Origin of the sequence: Nocardia sp. NBC_00881 (genome assembly GCF_045207455.1) — a bacterium.
Lineage (GTDB): Bacteria > Actinomycetota > Actinomycetes > Mycobacteriales > Mycobacteriaceae > Nocardia.
In genome coordinates this window covers 2,605,424-2,631,428 of the sequence record NZ_CP108798.1, presented here as the reverse complement: position 1 = coordinate 2,631,428, position 26,005 = coordinate 2,605,424, and the positions used below count along the sequence as shown (strand labels likewise).

General features: G+C 66.6%; 16 protein-coding genes. 10 read left to right on the top strand and 6 right to left on the bottom strand.

The genetic code is table 11. The features are described from left to right. Positions 1–507 precede the first annotated feature (507 nt). From OH799_RS10190 to OH799_RS10175, 4 genes are all read right to left on the bottom strand, one after another. Positions 508–1,428 carry an SDR family oxidoreductase gene (locus OH799_RS10190; RefSeq protein ID WP_406278408.1) on the bottom strand — a complete coding sequence of 307 codons (921 nt, stop codon included), beginning with the start codon at positions 1,426–1,428 and terminating at the stop codon, positions 508–510. Between the two features lie 216 nt (positions 1,429–1,644). After that, positions 1,645–2,124, bottom strand: a complete 480-nt coding sequence (locus OH799_RS10185; protein ID WP_406278405.1) for a MarR family winged helix-turn-helix transcriptional regulator — start codon at positions 2,122–2,124, stop codon at positions 1,645–1,647. Between the two features lie 13 nt (positions 2,125–2,137). Then, entirely contained in the window at positions 2,138–2,764 is a 627-nt protein-coding gene (locus tag OH799_RS10180; RefSeq protein WP_406278400.1) for a hypothetical protein, read from the bottom strand. A gap of 79 nt (positions 2,765–2,843) precedes the next feature. Further along, the gene (locus OH799_RS10175) at positions 2,844–3,746 is read right to left on the bottom strand and encodes an NADP-dependent oxidoreductase (RefSeq protein WP_406278397.1); all 903 of its coding nucleotides are present in this window, start codon (positions 3,744–3,746) and stop codon (positions 2,844–2,846) included. A gap of 232 nt (positions 3,747–3,978) precedes the next feature. Here OH799_RS10175 and OH799_RS10170 point away from each other — a divergent pair, with 232 nt between their 5' ends. Further along, positions 3,979–7,440, top strand: coding sequence for a protein kinase domain-containing protein (locus tag OH799_RS10170; protein ID WP_406278394.1), 3,462 nt, complete (start codon positions 3,979–3,981; stop codon positions 7,438–7,440). 235 nt (positions 7,441–7,675) lie between these two features. On the opposite strand, the gene OH799_RS10165 is transcribed toward OH799_RS10170, so the two are convergent. Further along, the gene (locus OH799_RS10165; RefSeq protein ID WP_406281961.1) at positions 7,676–7,876 is read right to left on the bottom strand and encodes a hypothetical protein; all 201 of its coding nucleotides are present in this window, start codon (positions 7,874–7,876) and stop codon (positions 7,676–7,678) included. A 91-nt stretch (positions 7,877–7,967) separates the two neighbouring features. Between OH799_RS10165 and OH799_RS10160 the strand changes: the two genes are divergently transcribed. From OH799_RS10160 to OH799_RS10145, 4 genes are all read left to right on the top strand, one after another. Beyond that, positions 7,968–8,489 carry a hypothetical protein gene (locus OH799_RS10160; protein ID WP_406278391.1) on the top strand — a complete coding sequence of 174 codons (522 nt, stop codon included), beginning with the start codon at positions 7,968–7,970 and terminating at the stop codon, positions 8,487–8,489. Positions 8,490–8,570: 81 nt separating this feature from the next. After that, positions 8,571–9,428, top strand: a complete 858-nt coding sequence (locus OH799_RS10155) for a DUF4097 family beta strand repeat-containing protein (protein ID WP_406278388.1) — start codon at positions 8,571–8,573, stop codon at positions 9,426–9,428. A 30-nt stretch (positions 9,429–9,458) separates the two neighbouring features. Continuing rightward, complete coding sequence (locus tag OH799_RS10150; protein WP_406278385.1) at positions 9,459–10,412, top strand: ATP-binding cassette domain-containing protein; 954 nt, start codon at positions 9,459–9,461, stop codon at positions 10,410–10,412. Beyond that, positions 10,409–11,194 carry an ABC transporter permease gene (locus tag OH799_RS10145; protein WP_406278382.1) on the top strand — a complete coding sequence of 262 codons (786 nt, stop codon included), beginning with the start codon at positions 10,409–10,411 and terminating at the stop codon, positions 11,192–11,194. The genes OH799_RS10150 and OH799_RS10145 overlap by 4 nt, the downstream gene beginning before the upstream one ends. Before the next feature lie 74 nt (positions 11,195–11,268). Here OH799_RS10145 and OH799_RS10140 read toward each other — a convergent pair whose 3' ends face one another. Then, positions 11,269–11,568: an NAD(P)-binding domain-containing protein gene (locus OH799_RS10140; protein ID WP_406278379.1), complete on the bottom strand. Its 300-nt coding sequence runs from the start codon at positions 11,566–11,568 to the stop codon at positions 11,269–11,271. Positions 11,569–11,847: 279 nt separating this feature from the next. Between OH799_RS10140 and OH799_RS10135 the strand changes: the two genes are divergently transcribed. The 5 genes from OH799_RS10135 (at position 11,848) to OH799_RS10115 (ending at position 25,869) form a co-directional block, all read left to right on the top strand. Beyond that, the gene (locus OH799_RS10135; RefSeq protein WP_406278376.1) at positions 11,848–12,315 is read left to right on the top strand and encodes a hypothetical protein; all 468 of its coding nucleotides are present in this window, start codon (positions 11,848–11,850) and stop codon (positions 12,313–12,315) included. A gap of 384 nt (positions 12,316–12,699) precedes the next feature. Further along, a complete protein-coding gene (locus tag OH799_RS10130; protein WP_406278373.1) occupies positions 12,700–13,608 on the top strand; it encodes a sigma-70 family RNA polymerase sigma factor in 909 nt (302 codons plus the stop codon). Further along, the gene (locus tag OH799_RS10125) at positions 13,605–14,048 is read left to right on the top strand and encodes an alpha-L-rhamnosidase C-terminal domain-containing protein (protein ID WP_406278370.1); all 444 of its coding nucleotides are present in this window, start codon (positions 13,605–13,607) and stop codon (positions 14,046–14,048) included. Before OH799_RS10130 ends, OH799_RS10125 begins: the two co-directional genes overlap by 4 nt. Positions 14,049–14,146: 98 nt before the next feature. Next, on the top strand, positions 14,147–14,743 hold the full coding sequence (locus OH799_RS10120; protein WP_406278367.1) for a cupin domain-containing protein: 597 nt from the start codon (positions 14,147–14,149) through the stop codon (positions 14,741–14,743). A 737-nt stretch (positions 14,744–15,480) separates the two neighbouring features. Then, positions 15,481–25,869, top strand: coding sequence for an IPT/TIG domain-containing protein (locus tag OH799_RS10115; protein ID WP_406278364.1), 10,389 nt, complete (start codon positions 15,481–15,483; stop codon positions 25,867–25,869). The last annotated feature ends 136 nt before the right edge of the window (positions 25,870–26,005 follow it).

Here is a 26,005-nt window from a genome sequence, read left to right as displayed (position 1 = left end):
ATTCGCGTTCGACCATGCCGTTCGACGACGACTCGGCGGTGAACTGCAGAGAATGCATAGGTGTTGCCTTTCGGGAATGCCCTACTGTCGAGGCGCTCCCGGCGACACCTACGTCAATCGCCGGCCGTGATGGGAAGGGGGAGCACCCACATCGATACAGCGTTCATGGGTCTCACCTCCTCGGGCGGTGTCACGGTCGACTGAAAGCTACCAGCCCGATGACCATCCCTCAACCCTTTCCCTGTCACGTCGTTACGACTCGAGATAGGCCCTAGGCATCGATCCGCGGCGCCCGCGTCGTCGGACTGACCGGCCTTCGCCGAGAAATGGCGGCGCCTTTCTTCGGTGTGCACCCCGCCCGTGTCAGCAGCTTCGCCGTGTGACGGTGGGGTCGAACTCCGCGGTGGCGAGCACGATCCGGGCGGGGCCGGATGGAAGGTGACTGCGGCTCTCGATGAGCCGCGGACCCGTTCCCACGGTGCTGGCGCCGCCCGGGATGCGGTCCCGTCACCGATGCTGCGCCTTGCCCAGCTCGTCGGTGAGTCGTGCGAGGGCGTCATCGGCCGTGGGGACGGGGCCGAACAGCTGCTCCTGCCGATGGGGGTCGGCGACGTAGCGGCCGCTGTCGAACCAGCCGAACATCGCGGCCATATCCTGGACCGTCGGCATGAAGTGGCCGGTGACGGCTCCTGCGGCGCGGGTGACGGCGGAAGGGATGGCCCACACCTTGATCTTCTTTCCGGCCCGGTTGCCCATCAGGTCGGCCATCTCGCGGATGCTGACCGGACGGTCCCAGCCGATGTCGATGCGCTCACCGTCGTCGACCTCAGCGTCGACCGCGGCCGCCAGATACGCCGCGAGATCGGAGGTGTGGACGAAGGTCAACGGGACGGTGGTCTTGCCTATCCACGTCAGTCGGCCCTTGTCGATCGGGTTTCCCGCCATGCTCGCGATCTGGTCGACGAACGCCCCCGGGCGCAGTGCGACGAACGGGACGCCGAGCTGTTCGAGCTTGTCCTCGGCGATCTTCTTGTGCCAGAAGTGCGGGATGTCGGGCGTCTGGTCGCTGGTGAGGATGCTGGTCAGGACGAACCGCCGGATGCCGCCGCGGTGGGCGGCCTCGGCGAGGTTGGCGTTGCCGACGGTGTCGATGTCGTGCGCGTTCTTGCCGCCGCGGGTGTAGCCGGCAGCGGTGGTGATGACGGCATCGGCGCCGGTCATGGCGGCGACGAGCGAGCCGAGGTCGAGCATGTCGCCGCGGGCGATCTCGACACCCCGGCTTTCGAGCCTGCTCGCGTCGGTGGTCGGCCGGACCAGGGCGCGGACGTTCTTGCCACGCTCGAGCAGTTCGTCGACGACCTTGCCTCCGAGGGAGCCGGTCGCGCCGACGACGAGGACTGGGAGGGGGGTGGGACGGGTGGGGGTCATGGGAGTCTCACTTTCGATCAGGTCAGTAGTGGGGGCTTGGGGGATGGATCCGGGGCGCGGGTCGCCGCCGGCCTGCAGGAGCTTGCCGAGGCCGACGGTGACCCGGACGCGGGGTGCCGTCCTCGATGTGCAGTTAGCTGGCGACTGGGGAATGAACTCGCAGAGGCGAGCGGTGACCCCGCCACATCCGCGGCACGGCCCGTCGGGGTTTCCCCGTTACATGGAATCTTCTTGCGGAAGAGCGCGGCTGTTGATGGCGTCGATGATCGCGTATGCGGTGCGGACGAAGGACGCTGCCTGCTGCGCCGACAGGTCCCGTGTGGAGGTTTCCTCCAAGGCCTGCCACATGGCCGCGATGGGCTCGCGCATGGCCCGGCCCTTGTCGGTGAGGTGGACGACCATGACGCGCCTGTCGTGTTCGGCCGACTCGCGGACGAGCAGACCGGCGTCCTGCATACGGCGGAGCGACTTGGAGACGGTGGAGTGGTCTAGGCCGACGCTTTCGAGCAGCTCGGACTGGGTTTGGCCATCCCGGTCGAGGAGATGCATCAGTAGGAGTTCCTGTCCGGGATGCAGGCCCATCTCGCGGAGGAGGGCGGAGGCGTAGCCCCGGTGAGCGCGGGCGAGCTCGAAGATCGCGTAGCTCACCTGCCCCCCGCTGGCGGTAGCAGGGGTGCGGGGTGTGGGTTCGGGCATGGTGCGGTGTTCCTCAGGCGGTGTAGGTGGGGTAATCGGTGTAGCCGGCCGCTCCGCCGCCATAGAAGGTCGCCGGGTCAGGGGTGTTCAGCGGGGCATCAGCGCGTAGCCGCTCGACCAGGTCCGGGTTTGCGAGCGCGAGGGCGCCGACGGAAACAAGGTCGGCCGTGCCGTTGTCGATGTCTTTGGCACGGATGGGCAGGTCGGCACGCGGTATCGGCATCTGCTGGGGTCCGGAAGCGGTAAACATCACGCCCTCCGGCGGGATCGCCGAAGGGGCGACCGGCTGGCGCCCGTGGGGTGTGTTGTCAGGGTGGGAGATGCGTCCGACGTGCATCAGCTGGATGAAGATCCGGCCGTTGGCCGCATGCACGGCGTCGGTGACCTTGCGCCATCCGGCGATCTGCTCGTCACTGTGGACGCCGGGTGTGAGGAGGTAGCCCTGGCCGTCGGCGGTGGGCTGGGTTCCCTCGGTGATGATCAGCGCGTGCGAAGCTCGCTGGGCGTAGTACTCGGCGTTCAGGTCGGTCGGTATGCCTTCAGGTGTGGAGCGGTCACGGGTCATAGGCGCCATGACCAGGCGATGCGGGAGGGGCATGCCACCGACGGTGGTCGGTGGCAACAGTGAGTTCAGCATCATCGGTCCCTTTTTGGTGCGGTGATCGAGCAGGTGGTAATCGGCAAAGCGGCGGGCGCATTGGAAGGAGAGGCGGGCGTGATCAGTCGAGAGTGAGGACGAGCTTGCCCCGGACATGTCCGGTGTCGCTGACCTGCTGAGCCGTGGCGGCCTGTGCGAGCGGGTAGGCGGTGACAACGGTGACGACCTTGCCGGTCCCGGCGTCGTCGGCGAGGGCGGCCAGGCGGGCGGCCGAACGTTCCTGGGTATTGGAGAAGGTGATGCCGAGCTGGTGTGCCCGGAAGTCGGCGAGTGTCACGATGCGTTCCGTGCCGCCACGCAGGGTGATGGAGTCCTCGAGTGCTCCCTTCCCGGCAACGTCGAGGACCGCGTCCACGCCGTCGGGGGCGAGTGCGAGGACCCGCTCGACCAAGCCCTCGCCGTAGAGGGTCGCGGTGGCGCCGAGTGAGGCGAGATATTCCTGGTTGGCGGTGCCGGCGGTGCCGATGACACGTGCTCCACGGGCAGTGGCGAGCTGGACCGCCAGGGTTCCGACCGCTCCGGCCGCGCCGTGGATCAGCACGGTCTCCCCGGCGGCGACGCCGAGCAGGTTCAAGGTCCGCTCGGCCGTCTCACCCGCCACCGGCAGCGCGACCGCGTGCTGCCAGTCCAGGCCGGCGGGCTTGGGGGCCAGGGTGGTGGCCAGCGCGTACTGGGCGTATGAGCCGGTGTCCGACCAGCCCAGCACCTCGTCGCCCACATTCACGTCCTTCACGCCCTCGCCCAGGGCGTCCACTACGCCGGCGACCTCACGACCAGGGATGGCGGGCAGCGGCGTCGGGAACAGGGCCTGCAGCGCCCCGGAGCGGATCTTGCCGTCCAGCGCGTTCACCCCGGCCGCCTTGATGCGGACGCGGACCTGCCCGGGGCCGGGTTGCGGGACCTCGATGTCCGCCTGGTGCAGGACTTCCGTGCCGCCGAAACGGTCGAACAGGATGGCTTTCATAGGACAACTCCTCACGTATCACCACCAATTAGGTGGCTGGACACATATCAACATAGCAGTGAATCTGTGGCTAGCCAAGTATTCGCGACAAGTGGCGTGGAGGATGGGACAGCAATCCGCCGAATTGCGCAGGTCAGTGAAGTTCTTCTCGCGACGACAACGTCGGATTGACGGCCCTACCCGGGTACGATCGACTTGCCGGGGCCTTTCCAGCAGCTCGAGGGGTGCGCGTATGGCCGGCCATGATGTGGAGGGGACGCAGCGCGATGTCGGTTCGGGTGTCGCGGCGGAGTTGGCTGCGGCGGGGTTTGATGGTGCGCGGGAGATCGGTCGGGGTGGTTTCGGTGTGGTGTATCGGTGTGTGGAGCACTCGCTTGATCGTGCTGTGGCGGTGAAGGTTCTCGATTCGGAGGTGACCGAGCAGGAGCGGGCGCGTTTCCTGCGTGAGCAGCGGGCCCTTGGCCGGTTCTCGGCGCATCCGCATGTCGTGCAGGTGTTGCGGGCTGATGTCACCACGACCGGTAAGCCCTACCTTGTGATGCCGTTTCATGCGCAGGGGTCGTTGCAGTCGCGGGTCCGAGTGAAGGGGCCGTTGCCCTGGCAGGAGGTGTTGTCGGTCGGGGTGAAGATCGCCGGAGCGTTGGCGGCAGCGCACACCCGCGGCATCGTGCATCGTGATGTCAATCCCGCCAATATCTTGATGACCGACTACGGTGAGCCGCAGCTGGCCGATTTCGGTATCGCGCGTGTCGGTGGTGGGTTCGAGACCGCTGCCGGGTTGGTGGCGGGGACTCCGGCGTTCACGGCTCCTGAGGTGCTTCGGGGTGGGGAGCCGACGGTGGCCGCGGACATCTACAGTCTGGGCGCGACGCTGTTCTGTTTGCTGACCGGTCACGCGGCTTTCGAACGGCGGCGGGGTGAGTCGGTGGTCGCGCAGTTTGTGCGGGTCACCACCGAGCCGGTTCCGGATCTGCGGCGAGGTGGGGTGCCCGCGCTGTTGTGTGTCGCTGTCGAATCGGCGATGGCCGGTGATCCCGCGCAGCGGCCCGCGACCGCGCGTGAGTTCGGTGATCGACTCCGGAATATCGAGTTCTCGAGCGGTGTGGCAGTGAACTCGATGGTGCTTGCGGCCAGCGATGTGACCGGCGGGTGCGAGATCGGTGTCGAACCGGCTCCCACACCAGCGCCGCCGTTGTCTGTGCAGACGGCGCTGGTGACACCGTCGACCCGTTATCGGCCGCCGGAGCCGTCGCGTCAGCCGGTCGCGCGGCGACGGTTGCTCGACATCTTGCGGCGAGGCCGGTCCCAGCGGCTGGTGCTGATCCACGGGCCGGCCGGGTTCGGGAAGAGCACGCTGGCCGCGCAGTGGATCGATTCTCTCGCCTGCGACGGTGTCCGCGTCGCCTGGCTCAGCGTGGACCTCGACGACAACAACGTGGTGTGGTTCCTTTCTCATGTCATCGAGGCGATTCGCCGCGCGCACCCTGCGGTGGCGACCGATCTGGCGCAAATCCTCGAGGAACGCTCCAGCGATGCGGCGCAGCACGTGATGGCCACCCTGATCGATGAGATTCACAACCGCGGCGAGGCGGTGGCCTTGGTGGTCGATGACTGGCATCGGGTGAGCAGCCCGGTCACCGTGGCGGCGATGGAGTTCCTGCTTGATCGAGGCTGCCATCACCTGCAGATGATCGTCACCAGTCGTAGTCGCAAAGGGTTGCCGTTGAGTCGGATGCTGGTTCGCGATGAGCTCGTGGAGATCGATGCGGCCGGTCTGCGGTTCGATGATGTCGAGACCGCCGCGTTCGTCGCGGGGGTCAACAACTTGTCGCTGGCGGCCGAGGAGATCCAGCACTTGCGCGCATCGACCGAGGGTTGGGCGGCTGCGGTGCAGCTGGCGTCGTTGTCGCTGCGCGGACGTGAGGATCCGGGCGCATATCTCAGTCAGATTTCTGGACGGCATTACGCTATCGGCGAGTATCTGATGGAGAACGTGATCGATACTCTCGAGCCGGGCATGCTCGAGTTCGTGATGCGGACCTCGGTTCCCGAGCGGATCTGCGGGGGGCTCGCCGAAGCGCTGGCCGGCGTGACCGGCGGGCAGGTACTGCTGGAGGAGGTTCGCGCGCGGGATCTGTTCCTGCGCGCTCTCGACGACGAACTGCGGTGGTTTCGTTATCACGCGTTGTTCGCCGACTTCCTGCGCCGCCGACTGATCCAGCAGTATCCCGGTCTGCTCGAGGAATTGCATTCCACGGCGTGCGAGTGGTTCGCCGACCACGCAATGGTCACCGAGGCCGTCGATCACGCGCTGGCGGCCAACGCTCCCGACCGTGCCATGGAACTGGTGGACGCGCACGCCGAGGCGCTGTTGGAAGACTCGCGGATGGCGACCCTACTCGGTCTGGTGGCCAAGCTGCCCGACTCGCTGACGGCACAGAACCCGAAGCTGCAGGTGAAGATCGCCTGGGCGAACACCGCCCTGCAGCGCCCGGACGCTACGGCCGCCGCGCTCGACCGCGCCGAGGCTGCCCTGGCGGCGGCACCGGCGGACGACGACCGGACCATCGAAACCCGACTCGAGATAGAGCTCGCCCGCGCCGGCGCGACTGTTATCGCGGACCGGCCCGGGAGCGTGCCGGAGTCGGTACTCGTGCGGGTCCGCGAGCCGGTCCGGCCGTTTTTGGCGCAGGTGACCGCGGTGATGGCGATGGGGGCCGCGCTGCACCGCTTCGAGTTCGATGAGGTGCACCGCTGGCATCGGTGGGTCGAACCGCATCGGAACCGTTCCAACGGTCCCTTCGGCGTCATGTACTGCGACTGCACCGCCGGGATGGCCGCCAGCGAGCAACTCGATATCGCGACGGCCGAATCCTGCTATCGGAGCGCGCTGAGCCTGGCCCTGCGGACCGGTAAGCAGTCACAAGCCACCCGGCTGGCCAGCGTGCTACTCGGCGAATTGCTGTATGAGAAGGGGCAATTCAACGAGGCCGAGGAGTTGCTGGGCGTCGGGCTCGGCGTGGAAGGCGGTGCGGTCGAGTTCCTGCTGGCCGCCTATGGGACCGGGGCGCGCCTGGCTGGGGTGCGTGGCGATCTCGACGCCGCGCGCGAACGGCTGCGTACGGGCGCCGAGGTTGCGGTGAACTTCTCGATTCCGCGACTGGCTGCCCGGATGGTGAACGAGCGCATCCGTCTGGGGCTGCCGATCGCTGATACCGATCGTCGAGACCTCGAGCAGCTCGCCCCATACACCAGGCAGCCGAATGCGGCATCGGCGATCACCGCCGAACTCGCCCACGACTCGGCGATCCGGCTGCTGCTGGCCGAACGCACCAGTGTGGCAGCCGAGCTGGCCTGCCGTCGCGCCGAGCAGCTGGTGCGCGAGATTGCCGGGCAGAACCGGCCGCGCGCGCTGCTGCACGCCGAGCTGCTGCGCGGGTGCTGCCTGTCGGCGACAGGGCACACCCGGCGTGCGGCCGAGCTCCTGGCCCCGGTCCTGAGCCGGTGCGCCGAGCAGAGGCTGCTGCGGGTTGTCGTCGACACCGGCCACCAGCTGCAGCCTGTTATCGAAACTTGTTACAACACGACGAAATCGGATACTCCGCTCCGGCATTTCCTGCGCCAGATAATGGCAGAGTTCGAGCAACTGCCGCGACGCCGCAGTCAGCAGTCCGATGAAAAACCGTCGGAGTAGTGCCGCCGATCGACAGGGCGAAGTTCGCGATCCCTTCTTGCCCGAGGTGGGCGTCGAGGATTTCGGACGTACTCCATCCAGGCGCGGCTTCGCACTCGATTCACTTCGGGATCTGGTGATGGGGCATGACCTGCCGGGATGGATGAACTCCACTATCGCCATTCCAGCAACGTGCATGTCCTCTCGATATCGGTGACGATACGTCGCGCCTCGCTGCTCGCGAGGCTGCGTAGTTTCAGGCTGAGCCCGATCTGGTCGCATGGAGAAACGACGGAATAACGTCCAACTCTCGCATGGCATCGAGCTGATCCTCCCGCGCGGTTCGCGCATGGATCTCCACCGGCCGCGGATCACTGTGCCGATAACGTGTGGTGGCCTCGCGCAACGCGGTGATGAACTGGTCAAGAGCAGCATCGCCGTTGACATGTGCCAGGATCTGCCATCCTTTTCGGGGGCTGGTGGGGGACTAGGCAGGGTGAGCCAAGTACGTGTTGCGATTGAGCCATGATGATGCCATACTGGCTCACATGGATCTCAGGCCCTATCTCGAAAGCCTTCGGTACGAGCTGGTCGTCGCTGCGGATGCGGGTGGTGACGAGGCGCGTGAGCTGGCAGAACGACTCACCTCGACACTCAACTCGGCGACGCGGCTGGCCCTGCTCAACGCGTTGTCCGACGCCGCTGACGAGATCACCCGCGACCTCGCGCCCGGCTCGGTCGAGGTGCGGCTGCGTGGCGTGGATCCGACCTTCGTCGTAACTCCGCCTCCCTCGGACCAGTACTGGGAGGAAGATGCCACAGTGGCACCGGTGGCCCCATCAGTGGCACCACTCGAGGACGGCGGTGGCACCTCGCGGATCAACGTCCGGCTCCCGGATCAGCTCAAGCAACGGGTCGAGGAGGCGGCGGGCCGCGAGGGACTCTCCGTCAACGCCTGGCTGGTCCGTGCGGCAGCGGCGGCACTGGAGCCGCGGCCTCTTCCGCCCGTCGCGAGCCGAGGGTCCCGCGCCACCGCGAGCGGACAGACCTTTACGGGCTGGGCGCGCTGACATAGCGCCGCAGTCAACGACTTTCACGCCCCAACCCCAACCGGGGATTTCGCACCACATCAACAAGAGGAGGGCACTGCCATGCCTATATTCGACACTCCCGAAGCCATTTCCGTCGTCGTCGACGCCTATGTGGGCGACATCAGAATCGTCGCGAGCGAACGCGCCACCGCCGTGGTCGACGTTCACCCGGTTAGCCAGAACCGACTCGACGTCGAGGCCGCCGAGCAGACCCGGGTGGATTACTCCGGCGGGCTCCTGCGAGTGAAGGCGCCGCGCCCGCCGATGTGGAAGCAGGCGGTGATCTTCGGCCGCAGGTACGGCTCGATCGAGGTCGTGATCGAGGTGCCGAGTGGCTCACGAGTCCAGGCCGACATGGAAATGGGTGCGATCCACACCCGAGGCAGGCTCGGCGATTGCCAGCTGAAGAGCTCGTTCGGCGACATCCAGGTCGACACGGCCGGCGCACTGGAATTGACCTCCGGCATGGGCACCATCTCGGTGGAGCAGGCCCACGGTCGGGTCGAGGTCCACACCGGTTCCGGGGCAGTGCGCATCCGGCGCGTCGACGGCTCCGCCGAGATCGACAACTCCAACGGCGCCACCATGATCGACGAGGTCACCGGCGAGCTGCGGGTCAAGTCGGCCAACGGCGATATCACCGTCGGCACAGCGGAATCCGGCGTCACCGCCAAGACGGCCGCGGGTTCCATCCGCATCGGAGAGGTCGCCCGAGGATCGGTCTCCATGGAGTCCTCCGCCGGCCGGCTGGAGGTCGGCATCCGCCGCGGCACCGCGGCCCTGCTCGACCTGCACACCAAGTTCGGCTCGGTGCGCAACGAGCTCGACACCGCCGAGGGCCCCGAACCGTCCGACGAGAAGGCGGAGGTGCAGGCGCGCACCTCCGCCGGCGACATCATCGTCCGCCGCTCCGCCTGACGACTGCGGCAGAAACGAAAGGGAACAGCTATGTCCACCACCGCGATCGACGTCCGCGGCCTGCGAAAATCATACGGCGACAAGACGGTTCTCGACGGCATCGATCTCACCATCGCGGCGGGAAGCATCTTCTCGCTGCTCGGCCCGAACGGTGCCGGCAAGACCACCACCGTGCAGATCCTGTCGACCCTTATCCCCGCCGACGACGGCGAACTGCACGTGGCCGGTTACGACGTGACGCGCGAGCCGGAAGCCGTGCGCGCCACGATCGGCGTCACCGGCCAGTTCTCGGCGGTCGACGAGCTCATGACTGCCGAGGAGAACCTCCTGCTGATGGGCGACCTGCACCACCTGGACCGGCGCGAGAGCAAGCGTCGCGCAGGCGAACTGCTGGAGAAACTCGACCTCGTCGACGCGCGCGGCAAGATGGCGCAAACCTTCTCCGGCGGCATGACCAGGCGGCTCGACCTGGCGATGACTCTCCTCGGCGAGCCGAGCATCATCTTCCTCGACGAGCCGACCACCGGCCTGGACCCCCGCAGCCGCCGCGCCGTGTGGGACATCATCCGCGGCTTGGTCGCCGAGGGCATGACGGTCTTCCTCACCACCCAATACCTGGAAGAGTCCGACGAACTCGCCGATCGGATCGCGGTGCTCGACCACGGCCGAATTGTCGCCGAGGGCACCCCGGACCAGCTCAAGCGCCTGGTGCCCGGCGGCTACATCCGCCTGCAGTTCGCGGACATGGACAGCCTCGCTGCGGCCGCGAACACCCTGAATGGCGCGCTGCGCAACGGCCACGACCTGACCCTGCAGGTCCCCAGCGACGGCGGCATCGGCTCACTACGCGCCGTGCTCGACCGGCTCGACCACGCCCGGATCCCTGTCGACGGCCTCTCGGTGCACACCCCCGACCTCGACGACGTCTTTCTCGCACTCACCGGTCACACCACCGGCAAAGAAACGGAAGCGGCACTGCGATGACGACCCTGGCCTACACCTCGAACGACTCGCTCACGATGCTGCGGCGGAATCTGTTGCACGCCCGGCGCTATCCGGCGATGGTCTTCTCGATCATCATCATGCCGATCCTCTTGCTGCTGATTTTCAACTACTTCTTCGGCCACGCGCTCAACGCAGGCGTCGGCGGCGGACACGGCGGCAAGTACATCAACTACCTCGCCCCGGGAATGCTGCTCATGATCCCGGCGTGGATGGTGGCGTCCACAGCGGTCGGCGTCGCAACCGACCTGACCAAGGGCATCGTCAACCGGTTCCGCACCATGGCGATCTCCCAGACGTCGATGCTCACCGGCCACGTCGTCGGCTCGCTGATCCAGGCGATGCTCGGGGTGGGGTGCATGATCGGAGTGGCGTTTGCCGTGGGATTCCGACCGACCGCCAACGCGGTCGAGTGGCTCGCCGTCCTCGGCCTGCTGGCTGTGATGTCGTTCGCGTTGATCTGGCTGGCCGTCGGATTCGGCGCGTCTTCGAGCAACCCCGAGTCCGCGAGCAACGCGCCGACCCCCATCATCATGCTGCCCTTCCTCGGCAGCGGATTCGTGCCGACGGATTCCATGCCGACCGGAGTCCGCCAGTTCGCCGAGTACCAGCCGTTCACACCGATCACCGAAACCGTGCGGGGACTGCTGATGGGCAGCCACATCGGCAATAACGGCATCATCGCCGTGGCTTGGTGCGTCGGCATCGCAGTCATCGGATATTTCTGGGCCCGAGCGTCTTTCCAGCGCAAGGCCACAGCGTAAGCAGCCCGGTTTCCGCCCCGCCCGCTCGAGTACACCGAGCAGGCGGGGCTGTGTCGTTGCATGCCGACCGAAAATCAGTGTGAAATCGGCACGTCAGTACCAACCGCACTAGCGATCATGGTCGATTTGCAACGGAGTTCCACCGGCGGTTCGGCGACTTCCTCGGCTGCGGTGGCTGGACAGATCGACAGCACCACGTGGGCTTCGGCGAGTAACGCGGCGAGGTCCTCCGCTGGGTTGAGGTCGGCCTCGTGTGCACCCTGGTGGGTGGCGGCACCGCGTCCTTTCGGATACCACCGTACGGGGTGCCCACCTCTGACGAGGCTGGCGGCGATCGCGGCGCCCATCTGGCCGGGGTGCAGGAGTCCGACCATCACCGCTCGCCCCCGCCGCTGGGCAGGGCCGGTCGAGTTCGGATGGGTGAGCAGCTGATGCGTTCGCGCATGGTTGTTGCCAGTGCTGAGGTTTGGAAGTGCGGACGGTCCAGGGCAGTCCTCAGTTGCAGTAGTCGGCGTGCGATGGATTCGGTGCGGCGGGCGATCGAGCAAGGTGATTCCCATCGGCTGGCCGAGGCACTGGCCGGCAAGGGGGTGACGCCGCTGACCTGATTCTCGGTGAAGAGAAAGCCGCCGGAGTGACCGAGAATGAGGCTCATGTTCGAACTGAACATCCCGATAGAAGACCTGAGGGTCGACTCCCGCAGCCCCCAGCTCTACCTCAACGGCAGAGTTTGGATCACCATCGACGGCTACGACTTTCCCCAGCGCGGCTGGTTCGACAGCCCGCTGTCGTTCCTGGGTTCTCTACGCGCCGCACTCGGGAATGCCCGCAACGGCGAGGAAGCCGACTTCTACTTCTGGGAAGGAAGTTACTTCGTCAAGCTCGTCCCCATACCGCCTACGCCCGACGCACGGCACGTCGAGGTGTTCGCGGTGGACGACCGCGGTCGCGATCTCGACGAGGGCGGCAGCGTGGAGACAAGTTGCGTGTGCACACTGACCGACCTGGACGACCAGCTGCGGGCGAAGCTCGGCCAGCTGTTCCAGTGGGCACACGATCACCATGAATCAGAACTGATGGAATTTTTGACTCGGATGACGCCCGCACCCGACCTCGAGTAACAGTAATCGCTCCACACGTTTTGCCTTCCCGAGCCCAACCAATGACGGCCGCCCACCCGGATAAGTTGGCCACGAAGGGCCCAATCACTATGACCAGCATTGCATCTGCAAGTGGAAGCCCTGACACTCTGTGACGACAAGGCTGAGGAATTTGCGGGCCCAGCCTCCGTGCCGCACCGGAGCGGCCAATCGTGTCGAGCTCATTGCGAGCGCGAGGTCGACACTCACTTCCACCACAGCCAGGTCTAGCGAGAGTTCCTCGGCGGCGACTACGACCGCCGACAATCGGTGTCGTGGATCACAGTCGCTACGGCTGTGTCACATCGTGAGGGCAGTGGGGCTCTTCGGTAGCGAACATAAAGGAGACGGCTGAGGAGGTTCACTATGACGTCGATGCCGCGGGATGCCGCCGACGATGCGATTACGGAGCGGTTTATCGGTTTTCGCGAGCTGCTGTTCTCTGTGGTCTACACCATGCTCGGCAGTGTTGCCGACACTGAGGACGTTCTGCAGGAGGTGTGGCTGGCGTGGGCGGCTCGGCATCGGAGCGCCGATGCCGAGCCCGTCGAGAACGCCCGCGCTTACCTGGTTCGGGTCGCGGCGAACACGGCGTTGGCCCGGCGTGCCGAACTGAGCCGTCGCCGGGAGACCTACGTCGGTCAGTGGCTCCCAGAGCCGTTGGTGGCGAGCGATGATGACGTGAGCGGGGGCGTCGAGCGTGCGGAGTCGTTGTCGATGGCACTGCTCGTAGTACTGGAGACGCTGTCGCCGCTCGAACGTGCGGCATTCGTGCTGCACGACGTATTCGGGTTCGGTCATCCAGAGGTCGCGCTGATTCTGAACCGCTCCCCGGCGGCCGTGCGTCAGCTGGCCACACGCGCCCGGCGGCATGTGCATGCGTGTCGTCCGCGGCAGCGGGCCGAGCCGGGCGTCCATGCCCAGGTCACCGAGCGGTTCGCCGCGGCGGCGCTAGGTGGTGACCTACCGGCGCTGCTGGAGGTGCTGGCACCGGAGGTGACGTTGTGGACTGACGGCGGCGGTAAGGGCCCGGCTACCAGCCTGCGGCCGGTCCATGGCCGCGCCGCGGTCGCCGCGCTGTTCATGTCGGTGGCCGAGACTCTGCCTCAGGGAGTGGATATCCACTACCGCCGGGCCGGTGACGATCCGTGCGTGCTGGTGTTCACCGGCAGCAGCCCGCTCGCCGTGGTTGTGGTGGATCTCGCTTCGGAGGGTGACCGGATCACCAGCGTCTACTCGATTACCAACCCGGACAAGCTCACAGGCATCCGATGACCGCCATGCTGTCCCCGGCATCCGCGACGCGCACCAGCGCGAGATGGCCGGTGGTGCTGTTGCGCGCGCGTCTGATCAGGGAATTCCGCCACCCGGTGCACGTGCATCTCGATCCGTTCGTGGTCGTCGCGCGCAACCACCATTACGCGTTCGGCGCAGTGGCGCAATGGCTGAGCGAAGGGATTGCGGGGATTGCTCCCGCCGAGCCCGGTTATCGCGTCGTCCGGGTCCAGCCGCTCGTCGGCGGCGGCATCACCCATGCGGCGGCGTCGATCACCACTCCTTTCGGGGTCGCCCGCAGCCGCTGGCGGGTTGTCGGTGAGCTGGTCGAACTGGACGTGACGATTCCACCCGGGGCGGCCGGAGACATCCGGCTCGGCGACGGCTGGGTCGAGCGCGTGGGGTCTGGAACACACAGATTCAAGTGGAGAGCCGGCTGAACGCGGCTGTGTCGGCGGCTGCGATGTCACACCGGACGCCTCAGCACTCTCTATGGCTGTGCCCGGAGCGGTTCCGGGGATACGCGTCAGGAGTAGCGATGACCATCTCGAACAATGACGACAAAGCTCTGCTTGTCCGGCACGACGATGCCGAGACACTGGACACCATGGGGGTGCGGCTCTACGCCGATCACGACATGACCAACGGAAAGCTCAGCGCGAACCGAGCCTTTCTGCCAAAAGGCGCGGATGGCCCTCCACCGCACTATCATTCGACCTCCGCCGAACTGTTCTACATGCTCGACGGCCAGCTGCGTGTGCTCGCCGGGGACGAGATCCACGAGGTCGGCGCGGGCGACTTCTTGCTGATACCGCCGAACATGACGCACGCGTGGGCAGCTCCCGCAGCCTCATCGGCGGACGTCCTGGTGATCTTCACTCCAGGTATCGAACGTTTCGACTACTTCCGGCTGGGCGATCGCATCCGCAAAGGCCTGGCGAGCCCACTTGAAATCCTCGACACCCAGGAGCGATTCGACAACCACTTCGTCGACAGCCCGATCTGGCGACAGACCACGAACGGCGACGGTCGTGGTCTGCTGGATCGCGAAGAGCACCGCACCGAATTCCTCGCCAGTGATGTACTCCAGGCCCAGCCTGGCGGCGCCGACCGACCGACTGCCGGTGCGGGCTGACCGAACATGTACATCGCGGAAATCACCAAGGCCAGAGTGGCTACGCCGAGTGAGGCCGCCGCCACCCGCCTGTGACGGCGTTGCGTGAGCAACGTCGCTGACCACGCCGCACTGACTTCCTTCGCTGAAACTCCGAGCTTCGGGCAGATCCCGCCCCCGCTGTCCGGCGGGGGCGCGGCAACCGATTCGAACGAGCGCGCGACATGCACCCCTCGGGATCTCGTCGATGCTGGTCAGGATGATGTAACGTCGGTGCCGCCCTCATCATGTTGGGGAGCACGATCGAGAAGTCGGCCCCGGTCTTCCTGCAGAGACCGGGGTCGACTCCTGGGCGGACAGGCACCGGCGGCCTACCATATAAACCCGGTCGTGCCGAAATCGGCTTGTGGCCAAAAGACTGGCCACCATCGGCAAGCGCGGCCGGGAACGCCTCGAATAGCTGCGGGCGATGTGGCGCGAGTTGTTCGCGTTGCGCGACATATCTCCCGCTGCGCAGTGCAACGTGATGTGCTCGAACCGCTGCTGCGGCGTGTGGGTGGGCTGCGGTCTTCTCGGGGTTTGCCGTTCGACTCGACAGTCGGTCCGGATCGGGGTCGGTCGAAAACGGACTAAAACGGAGCGGGGATTCCATTGCCAAGTGGTAGTAGCTCGAGGGTTACTGGATAGAGCTGTGCCGCAACGAACTCGGCACCGATGCAGAGAACTTTGATCTTGCGTCACTGTGGGAGGGGAGCCCCGTGCTTACTATCACGTCGCTTTCGCCGGCTTCGGGGCCAGCTTCGGGGGGCAATAGTGTGGTGGTCTCCGGAACCGGGTTCAGTGGTGTCGGTCCATTGACTGTCCGTTTCGGCGGGGTGGCAACCACATTCACCATCGATTCCGATAATCGGATCACGGCCATCGCCCCCGCCGGAACCGGTACGGTGCCAGTCACTGTCACCGCACTGCTGGACGGCACGAGCAATCCACTGCCTTACACCTATGTGCCGGTTCCTTCCTCGAGCTCGATCAGTCCCTCTCAAGGCCCGACCGGGATCAGGGTTACTGTCACCGGTTCGGGTCTGTCCAGCGCGACCGGGGTGAATTTTGGTGGTGCTGCGGCGACTTCGTTCACGATCGTGTCGGACACCCAGATCACGGCGGTGGTTCCGCCGGGGTCCGGCATAGTTCCGGTAACTGTCACCTCCCCGGTGGGCACGAGCAACCCGCTGCCTTACATCTATGTTCCGTTCCGTCCTACTATCACGTCGCTTTCGCCGAGTTCGGCGCCACCGTCTGGGTTCAATAGGGTGGTGATCACCGGCTCCGGGTTCACCGGTCCTACCACAGTGCGGTTCGGTTCGACCGCGACCACCTTCACCATGGATTCCCCCACGCGGATCACCGCGATCGCTCCCCCCGGGACGGGTACGGTGCCGGTTACCGTCACTACCGCGGGCGGTACCAGCAACGCGGTGAACTACACCTATCTGACCGCGCCGACACTGACCTCGGTCAGCCCGAATTCCGGCTCGGCGGGGGGCGGCAACACCGTTGTGCTCACCGGTGCGGGATTCGGCGGTGCGACAGCCGTGAAATTCGGTGCGACTGCGGCGATCTCTTTCACGGTGCTCTCCGCAACCGAGATCGCCGCCGTAGTCCCCGCGGGCGCCGGCACGGTGGCGGTCACCGTCACCAACCCGATCGGCACCAGCAACTCGGTGCCCTACACCTATATCCCGGCACCGACACTCAGCTCGGTTGTCCCGAACTTCGGTCCACAGACCGGTGGTAACACCGTCATCCTGACCGGCACCAACCTCACCGGCGTCACCACCGTGTCTTTCGATGCGACGCCGGCGAGCTCATTTACCGTCGTATCGGGCACAAAGATCACCGCGGTGGTGCCCGCCAGGAGCCTTGGACCCGCCGCCGTCACGGTCGCCGCCGACGGCGGCATCAGTAACGCGGTCGTCTACACCTATGTCGCCGCACCGACAGTGATCTCGGCCAACCCGAACTCTGGGCCCGAGACCGGCGGGAACACCGTCATCATCCAGGGCACCGGATTCACCGGCGCCACCGCCGTCCGCTTCGGCGCGACCCCGGCGGTCTCCTTCACGGTGGGGTCGAGCACCGAGATCACCGCGGTCGCCCCCGCAGGCACCGGAACAGCCGCGGTCACCGTCACGACTGTGGGTGGCACCAGCAACCCAGTGACCTACACCTATATCCCGGCACCCGTACTCGGCTCCGTCGACCCGAACTCCGGTCCGGAGACCGGCGGCAATACCGTCATCCTCACCGGCACCGGATTCACCGAAGTCACCGCGGTCGAATTCGGTCCTACAGCGGCGATTTCGTTTACCGTCAACTCCGATACCCAGATCACCGCCATAGCACCGGCCGGCATCGGCACAGCCGACGTCACCGTCACCGCGACCGGCGGCACCAGCAACCCGGTGCCCTACACCTACATCCCGGCACCGACCCTCACCTCGGTCGTCCCGGACTCCGGTCCGGAGACTGGTGGCAACACCGTCACCCTCTTCGGCACCGACCTGGCTGGTGTGACCGCGGTGCACTTCGGTGCCACACCTGCTGCGTCGTTCACCGTCGTTTCGGGCACGGAGATCACTGCGGTCGCTGCCGCGGGCGCCGGAACAGTCGCGGTCTCCGTCACCACTTCCGGTGGCGCCAGCAACCCCGTCTCCTACACCTATGTCCCAGCGCCGACACTCAATTCGGCGTTCCCGAGCTCCGGTCCGGGGCGGGGCGGCAACACCGTCGTCCTGACCGGGACCAACCTCACCGGCGCCAGCGCCGTCCGTTTCGGCGTGAACACCGTGATCGCTTTCACCGTGGTCTCGGATACCCAGATCAGTGCCTTGGTGCCTGCGGGCACCGGCATCGTCGATGTCACCGTTGTCACCGCGGGTGGCACCAGCAGCCCGGTGGCTTACACCTACGTCCCGGCGCCGACGCTCGTCTCGATCGTCCCTGGCTCCGGTCCGGAGACCGGTGGCAACACCGTCACCCTGACCGGCACGAATCTCACCGGCGCCACCGCCGTGTCGTTCAACGGGACACCGGCGATCTCCTTCACCGTCGTCTCCGACACCACGATCACCGCCGTGGCGCCCGCCGGGACCACAGGACCCGTCGTCGTCACGGTCACCACCGTGGGCGGCACTAGTAACGCGGTGGTCTACACCTATGTCGCCGCACCGACATTGATCTCGACAACCCCGAATTCCGGGCCCGAGACCGGCGGGAACACCGTTATCCTCAAAGGCACCGGGTTCACCGGCACCAGCGCCGTCCGTTTCGGCGCGATCCCGGCGACCTCGTTCACCGTGGTGTCCGACACCGAGATCAATGCCGTGGCTCCCGCAGGGACGGGCAGACGGGACGTCACCGTCACCGCGACAGGTGGCACCAGCAACCCGGTGACATACACCTATGTCCCCGCACCCGTTCTCGGCTCGGTTGTCCCGAGCTCTGGTCCGGAGACCGGCGGCAACACCGTCGTCCTGACCGGCACCAAACTCGCCGGCGCCAGCGCCGTCCGTTTCGGCGTGAACACCGTGATCGCTTTCACCGTGGTCTCGGATACCCAGATCAGCGTCTTGGTGCCTGCGGGCACCGGCATCGTCGATGTCACCGTTGTCACCGCGGGTGGCACCAGCAGCCCGGTGGCTTACACCTACGTCCCGGCGCCGACGCTCGTCTCGATCGTCCCTGGCTCCGGTCCGGAGACCGGTGGCAACACCGTCACCCTGACCGGCACGAATCTCACCGGTGCCACCGCCGTGTCGTTCAACGGGACACCGGCGATCTCCTTCACCGTCGTCTCCGACACCACGATCACCGCCGTCGTACCCACGCGAGCCGGTTCGGCCGACGTCACCGTTACCACCGCTGGTGGCCTCAGCAACCCGGTGACCTACACCTATCTCCCGGCGCCGACGCTCACTTCGGTGGTCTCCGGCTCCGGTCCGGAGATCGGTGGCAACACCGTCACGCTGCGCGGCGCCGACCTCACCGGCGCCACCGCCGTGCACTTCGACGGGACGTCCGCGACATCGTTCTCGGTGGTTTCGGATGCCGAGATCAGCGCGGTCGTGCCTGCTGGGACCGGTACCGTCACTGTCACGGTCACCGCAACGGGCGGTGACAGCAACGGCGTCGCCTACACCTACGTTCCGGCGCCGACGCTGGCTTCGGTAGTCCCGGACTCCGGCCCGGAGACGGGCGGCAACACGGTCATCCTGACCGGAACAGGGTTCACTGGCACTACCGCAGTGAATTTCGCTGCGAGCACGGCTGTTTCGTTCACGGTGGCCTCCGATTCCCAGATCACCGCGGTCGCGCCCGCGGGGACGGGTTCGGTGGATGTCACCGTCACCACGGCGGGTGGGGCCAGTAATCCGGTGGTTTACAGCTATGTTCCGGCGCCGGCGCTCGCGGCGGTGGTTTCCGATGCCGGCCCGGAGACCGGTGGCAATCCTGTCACTATCACCGGCTCGGGGTTGGCCACCGCCACTACTGTGATCTTCGGTCAGGCTCCGGCGCCTTCGTTCACGGTGGTGTCGGATAGCGAGATCACGGCGGTTGCTCCCGCGGGGACCGGTACCGCCGCAGTGACCGTCGAGACCGTCGGTGGTGCCAGTGATGGTGCCCTCTACAAGTTCGTCCCGGCGCCGACCCTCGCCTCCATCGATCCTGGCGCTGGTCCGGAAACCGGCGGCAACACGGTTACCTTGACCGGCGGCGGATTCACTGGGGCGCATGCGGTGGATTTCGGTCCGATGGTGGCGATTTCCTTCGCGGTGGTGTCCGATACCGAGATCAGCGCGGTAGTGCCAGCCGGTACCGGCACGGTCGACGTCACGATCACCACCCCGGGCGGGACCAGCAACGGCGTCCGCTATGCCTACGCCCCGGCCCCGACAGTCACCACAGTGCTCCCAGACTCAGGACCCGAAACCGGTGGCAACACGGTCATCCTCACCGGCAGCGGATTCACCGACGCGACCGCGGTGGACTTCGGTGCGAACCCGGCGGTCGCGTTCACCGTGGTCTCTGATTCTCAGATCACAGCGGTCGTGCCTGCCGGGTCGGGTTCGGTGAATGCCACCGTCACGACCGCCGGTGGCACCAGCGACCGGGTGGTCTACGCCTATGTGCCGCGGCCGGCGATCACCAGCGCGGTTCCCCGCTTCGGGCCGGAGACCGGCGGCAATACGGTCACCCTGACCGGTACCAACTTCACCGGAACTACGGCTGTCCGCTTCGGTGTCACGCCCGCCACGTCGTTCACCGTGGTCTCCGATACGCAGATCACGGCCGTCGCTCCCGCGCGCACCGGCACGGCGGCGATCACCGTCACCACGCGGGGTGGTATCAGCAATGGTGTTCTCTACGGCTTCACGCCGGCTCCGGCGCTGACCGCGGTCGCTCCCCGTTTCGGGCCGGTCACCGGTGGCAATACGGTCACGCTTACCGGTACGAATTTCACCCGGGCTACCGCAGTTCGTTTCGGTGCGACGCTCGCTACTGCGTTCACCGTAGTCTCCGATACGCAGATCACGGCTGTCGCTCCGGCGCGTACCGGCACGGTGAATGTCACCGTGTCCTCGCCGGGTGGTATCAGCAACGGTGTTCCGTACGGCTTCACGCCGGCTCCGGCGCTGACCGCGGTCGCTCCCCGTTTCGGGCCGGAGACCGGTGGCAATACGATCACGCTTACCGGTACGAATTTCACCCGAGCTACCGCAGTCCGTTTCGGTGCGACGCTCGCTACTGCGTTCACCGTGGTCTCCGATACGCAGATCACGGCTGTCGCTCCGGCGCGTACCGGCACGGTGAATGTCACCGTCTCCTCGCCCGGTGGTATCAGCAACGGTGTGCCCTACGGCTTCACGCCGGCCCCGACACTTGCCACGGTCGCACCCCGCTTCGGGCCGGAGGCCGGTGGCAACACCGTCACCCTCACCGGCACCAACCTCACCAGGACCGTCGCCGTCCGTTTCGGCGCGACACCGGCGACGTCGTTCACCGTGGTCTCCGACACCCAGATCACCGCCGTTGCCCCAGCGCGCACCGGGATAGCCGCCATCACCGTCACCACCACCGGTGGCCGCAGCAACGGCGTGCTCTACGGCTTCACGCCGGCCCCGACACTTGACACGATCGCCCCCGACTCCGGGCCGGAGACCGGTGGCAATACCGTCACTCTCACCGGCACCAATCTCACCCGTACTACCGCCGTCCTTTTCGGCGCGACACCCGCTACCTCCTTCACCGTGGTCTCCGACACCGAGATCACCGCGGTCGCCCCCGCGGGGACCGGCACAATCGCGGTCACCCTCACCACCCCGGGTGGCACCAGCAACGGCGTCTCCTACACCTACGTCCCGGCACCGGTACTCGCGGCGATCGTCCCCGGCTCCGGTCCGGAAACCGGCGGCGACACCGTCAGCCTCACCGGCACCAACCTCACGGGTACGACCGCGGTCGCTTTCGGCGCCACCCCGGCGACCTCCTTCACCGTGGTTTCGGACATCGAGATCACCGCCGTCGCTCCCGCGGGCACTGGGACGGTCGACGTCACTGCCACCACCATCGGTGGCAGCAGCAACGGCGTCTCCTACGCCTACGTTCTTGTCCCGACCCTCGATTCGGTCGTTCCGAACGCGGGTCCCGTCGAGGGTGGCAACACCGTGATTCTGACCGGCGCCAACCTCATCGGTGTCACCTCGGTTGTCTTCGGCGTCACCGCGGCGACCTCGTTCACTGTCGACTCCGGCACTCAGATCAGCGCCGTCGTCCCGGCCGGGACCGGTACGGTGCCGGTCACCGTTGTCTCGCCCACCGGTACCAGTAACGAAGTCCTCTACACCTACGGTGGTGCCCCAGCCCTCCGGGCAGTGGTCTCCGACCTGGGCCCCGAAGCCGGCGGCAACACGGTCGTACTCCAAGGCGAGAACTTCACCGGGACCCTCGCGGTGGATTTCGGCGCCACCGCGGCGACCTCGTTCACCGTCGACTCCGATACCCAGATCACCGCCGTCGTCCCCGCCGGGACCGCGACGGTGCCGGTCGCCGTCACCAATCAGTTCGGCGTCAGCAACGAGGTGCCGTATAACTACCTCGGAGGGCCAGCCCTTACCTCGGTGGCCCCGAACCAGGGTCCCACCTCCGGCGGCAACACCGTCACGCTGACGGGCACCGGATTCACCGGGGCCAGTGCCGTAGATTTCGATGGGACAGCGGCCATGTCCTTCACGGTGGTCTCCGACACCGAGATCAGAGCCGTCACGCCCGCCGGGACCGGCACGGTCGCCGTCACCATCACCACCCCGGGTGGCACCAGCAACGGCGTCTCCTACACCTATGTCCCCGCATCGACCCTCACCACGGTGGTCCCCGATTCCGGTCCGCAGACGGGCGGTAACACCGTCATCCTGACCGGCGTGGGGTTCATCAGCGCGACGGCGGTGAATTTCGGTGCGCGAACGGCGGTCTCGTTCGCTGTCGTGTCGGATACCGAGATCAGTGCGGTTGTGCCCGCGGGGACGGGTTCGGTGAATGTCACCGTCACTACGGCGGGTGGCGTCAGCAACCCGTTGGCCTACACCTACGTTCCGGCACCCACCGTCGCCACGATCGTTCCCGGCTCCGGGCCCGAGTCCGGTGGCAATACGGTGACCCTCACCGGCACGAACTTCACCGGTGCGACTGGTGTGAACTTCGGTTCGACTCCGGCGGCGTCGTTCACGGTGGTGTCGGATACCGAGATGAGGGCGGTTTCTCCGGCGGGTACTGATACGGCCGCGGTGACCGTGACGACCATCGGTGGTACCAGCGATGGTGTCCTCTATACCTTCGTCCCGGCGCCGACCATTACCTCGGTGGTCCCCGGCTCTGGTCCGGAGGCCGGTGGCAACACTGTCAGCGTGATCGGCACCGGATTCACCGGGGCAACGGCTGTGGAATTCGGGGCGACACCGGCCACGTCTTTCGCGGTGGTGTCGGATGGCGTGATTACTGCGGTCGCTCCTGCGGGGAACGGGACAGCCGCGGTCACGGTCACGGCCGTGGGTGGCGACAGCAACCCGGCGACTTACACTTACGTCCCCGCACCGACCCTCACCACGGTGGTCCCCGGCTCTGGTCCGGAGGCCGGTGGCAACACGGTCATCCTCACCGGCACGGGATTCTCCAGCGCCACCGCGGTGAATTTCGGTGCGAGCGCGGCGGTGTCGTTCGCTGTGGTGTCGGATACCGAGATCAGTGCGGTTGTGCCCGCGGGGACGGGTTCGGTGAATGTCACCGTCACCACGGCGGGTGGCGTCGGCAACGGCGTGCCCTATACCTATGTTCCGGCGCCGACCGTCGCCACGATCGTTCTCGGCTCCGGGCCGGAGACCGGTGGCAACACCGTCACCCTCACCGGCACGAACTTCACCAGTGCGACTGCTGTGAACTTCGGTTCGACTCCGGCGATCTTGTTCACCGTGGTGTCGGATACCGAGATCAGCGTGGTTGCCCCCGCGGGTACCGACACGGCCGCGATCACCGTCACCACTATCGGTGGTGCCAGCGACGGTGCCCTCTACACCTACATTCCGGCGCCGACCCTCGACTCCGTCAATCCTGACTCCGGTCCGGAAAACGGTGGCAACACCGTCACCCTGTCCGGCACCGGATTCACCGGGGCCAGTGCGGTGGATTTCGATGGGACAGCGGCGGTTTCCTTCACGGTGGGCTCCGATACCGAGATCAGCGCGGTCGCACCCGCCGGGACCGGCGCAACCGCGGTCACCGTCACCACCACCGGTGGTACCAGCAATGCCGTCTCCTACACCTACGTTCCGGCGCCGACCCTCGCTTCCGTCGTCCCGGACTCTGGCCCGGAGACCGGTGGCAACACCGTCACCCTCACCGGCACGGGATTCGCCAGGACTACCTCGGTGAATTTCGGTGCGAGCACAGCGGTGTCGTACACCGTGGCCTCTGATATCGAGATCAGTGCGATTGTGCCCGCGGGGATCGGGTCGGTGAATGCCACGGTCACTTCGGCGGGTGGGGTCAGCAATCCGGTGACCTACCTCTACATTCCGGCGCCGACGCTGGCCTCGGTGGTTCCCGATTCCGGTCCGGAGACCGGTGGTAATTCCGTCGTCCTGACCGGCGCGGGGTTCACCGGGGCCAGTGCGGTTGATTTCGGTGGGACAGCGGCGGTTTCCTTCACGGTGGTGTCGGATACCGAGATACGGGCGATTGCTCCCTCGGGTACCGGTACGACCGCGGTGACCGTCAAAACCGTCGGTGGAGCCAGTGACGCTGCCCTCTACACCTTCGTCCCGGCACCGACCCTCGCCTCCGTCGATCCCGATTCCGGTCCGGAGACCGGTGGCAACACCGTCAGCCTGTCCGGCGCCGGATTCACCGGGGCCAGTGCGGTTGATTTTGGTGGCGCAGCGGCGGTTTCCTTCACGGTGGTGTCCGATACCGAGATCAGCGCGGTCGCTCCTGCCGGGACCGGCACTGCCGCGGTCACCGTCACGACCCCGGGTGGCACCACCAACGCCGTCTCCTACACCTATGTTGCGGCACCCACACTGATCTCGGTCGCCCCGGACTCCGGCCCGGAGGCCGGTGGCAACACCGTCATCCTGACCGGCACGAATTTCACCAGCGCGACCACACTGCGTTTCGGTGCGCTGGCCGCGGCGTTCACGGTCGTCTCCGACAGCGAGATCAGCGCCACCACTCCTCCGGGAAGCGGGACGGTCGGCGTCACCGTCACCACCGCCGGCGGCACGAGCAACCCGGTCCTCTACGCCAACGTCCCGCCACCGACGCTCGCCTCGGTGGTCCCGAACGCGGGTCCCACCACAGGCGGCAACACCGTTACCCTGACCGGCACGGGATTTGTCGATGTGATCTCGGTCACTTTCGGCGCGAACGCGGCTTCCTTCGCCGTGGTCTCGGATGCCCAGATCAGCGCCGTGGTACCCGCCGGGGCCGCAGGGACGGCAACCATCACAGTCACCGCAACCGGCGGCGCCAGCAACGGCGTCTCCTACACCTACGTCCCGGCGCCGACAATCGCCGCGGTGATTCCGAACTCGGGACCGACCACCGGCGGCAACACCGTCACCATCGACGGCACCGGATTCACCGGCGCGACCGCCGTCCACTTCGGCGCGACACCCGCCGCCTCCTACACCGTGGTCTCCGACACCCGGATCACCGCCGTGGTCCCCGCCAGGACCACCGGAGCAGTCACAGTCACCGCCACCACGACGGGCGGCACCAGCAACGGCGTCGTCTACACCTACGCGGCCGTACCCACGCTTACCTCGGTGGCCCCGAACTCGGGTTCGACCACCGGCGGCACCACCCTCACCCTCACCCTCACCGGCACCAATCTCACCGGAACCACAGCCGTGCGCTTCGGTGCGACGGCGGCTGTCTCGTTCACATTGGTCTCGGCTTCCCAGATCAGTGCCATGGCGCCCGCAGGCACCGCGGGACCGGTCGCGGTCACGATCACCACGACGGGCGGTACCAGCAACGGTGTCGTCTACACCTACGCGGCCGTACCCACGCTCACCTCGGTTTCCCCGAACTCGGGTCCGGTCGCGGGCGGCACCACCGTCACGCTCACCGGCACGGGGTTCACCGGCGCGAGCGCCGTGAGGTTCGGCGCCACCCCCGCCACCTTCACGGTGATCTCCGAAACCCAGGTCAGTGCCGTCGTCCCCGCCGGGACCGACGGATCGGTCGCGGTCACCGTCACCACCGCGGGCGGCACCAGCAACGGCGTCCTCTACACCTATATTCCAGCACCGACGCTCGTCGAGCTCATCCCGGACCTCGGGCCTACCTTCGGCGGCAACACGATCACCCTCGCCGGCACGAGATTCACCGGTGCGACCGCGGTGCGTTTCGGCACGACGGCGGCGACATCGTTCACCGTCATCTCCGACACCCGGATCAGGGCCACAGTGCCTGCCGGGACAGGCATCGTCGCCGTCACGGTCACCACTGCGGGCGGCACCAGCAATGGCGTTCCCTACACCTACCTTCACACGTCCACGTTCACCACGACGGTCAACCCTTCGAGCGAATAGTTCGCGCGTCAGAGGTCACGCACCCGATCGAGTGGTTCGACGGATCGTCGGATATGTCGATCAGTTTGTCGTTGACGGCATGTTGATAGAGACACGTTGGCCGCTGCTTCGGCCCTTGTAGCCAGCCCAGCCCGCC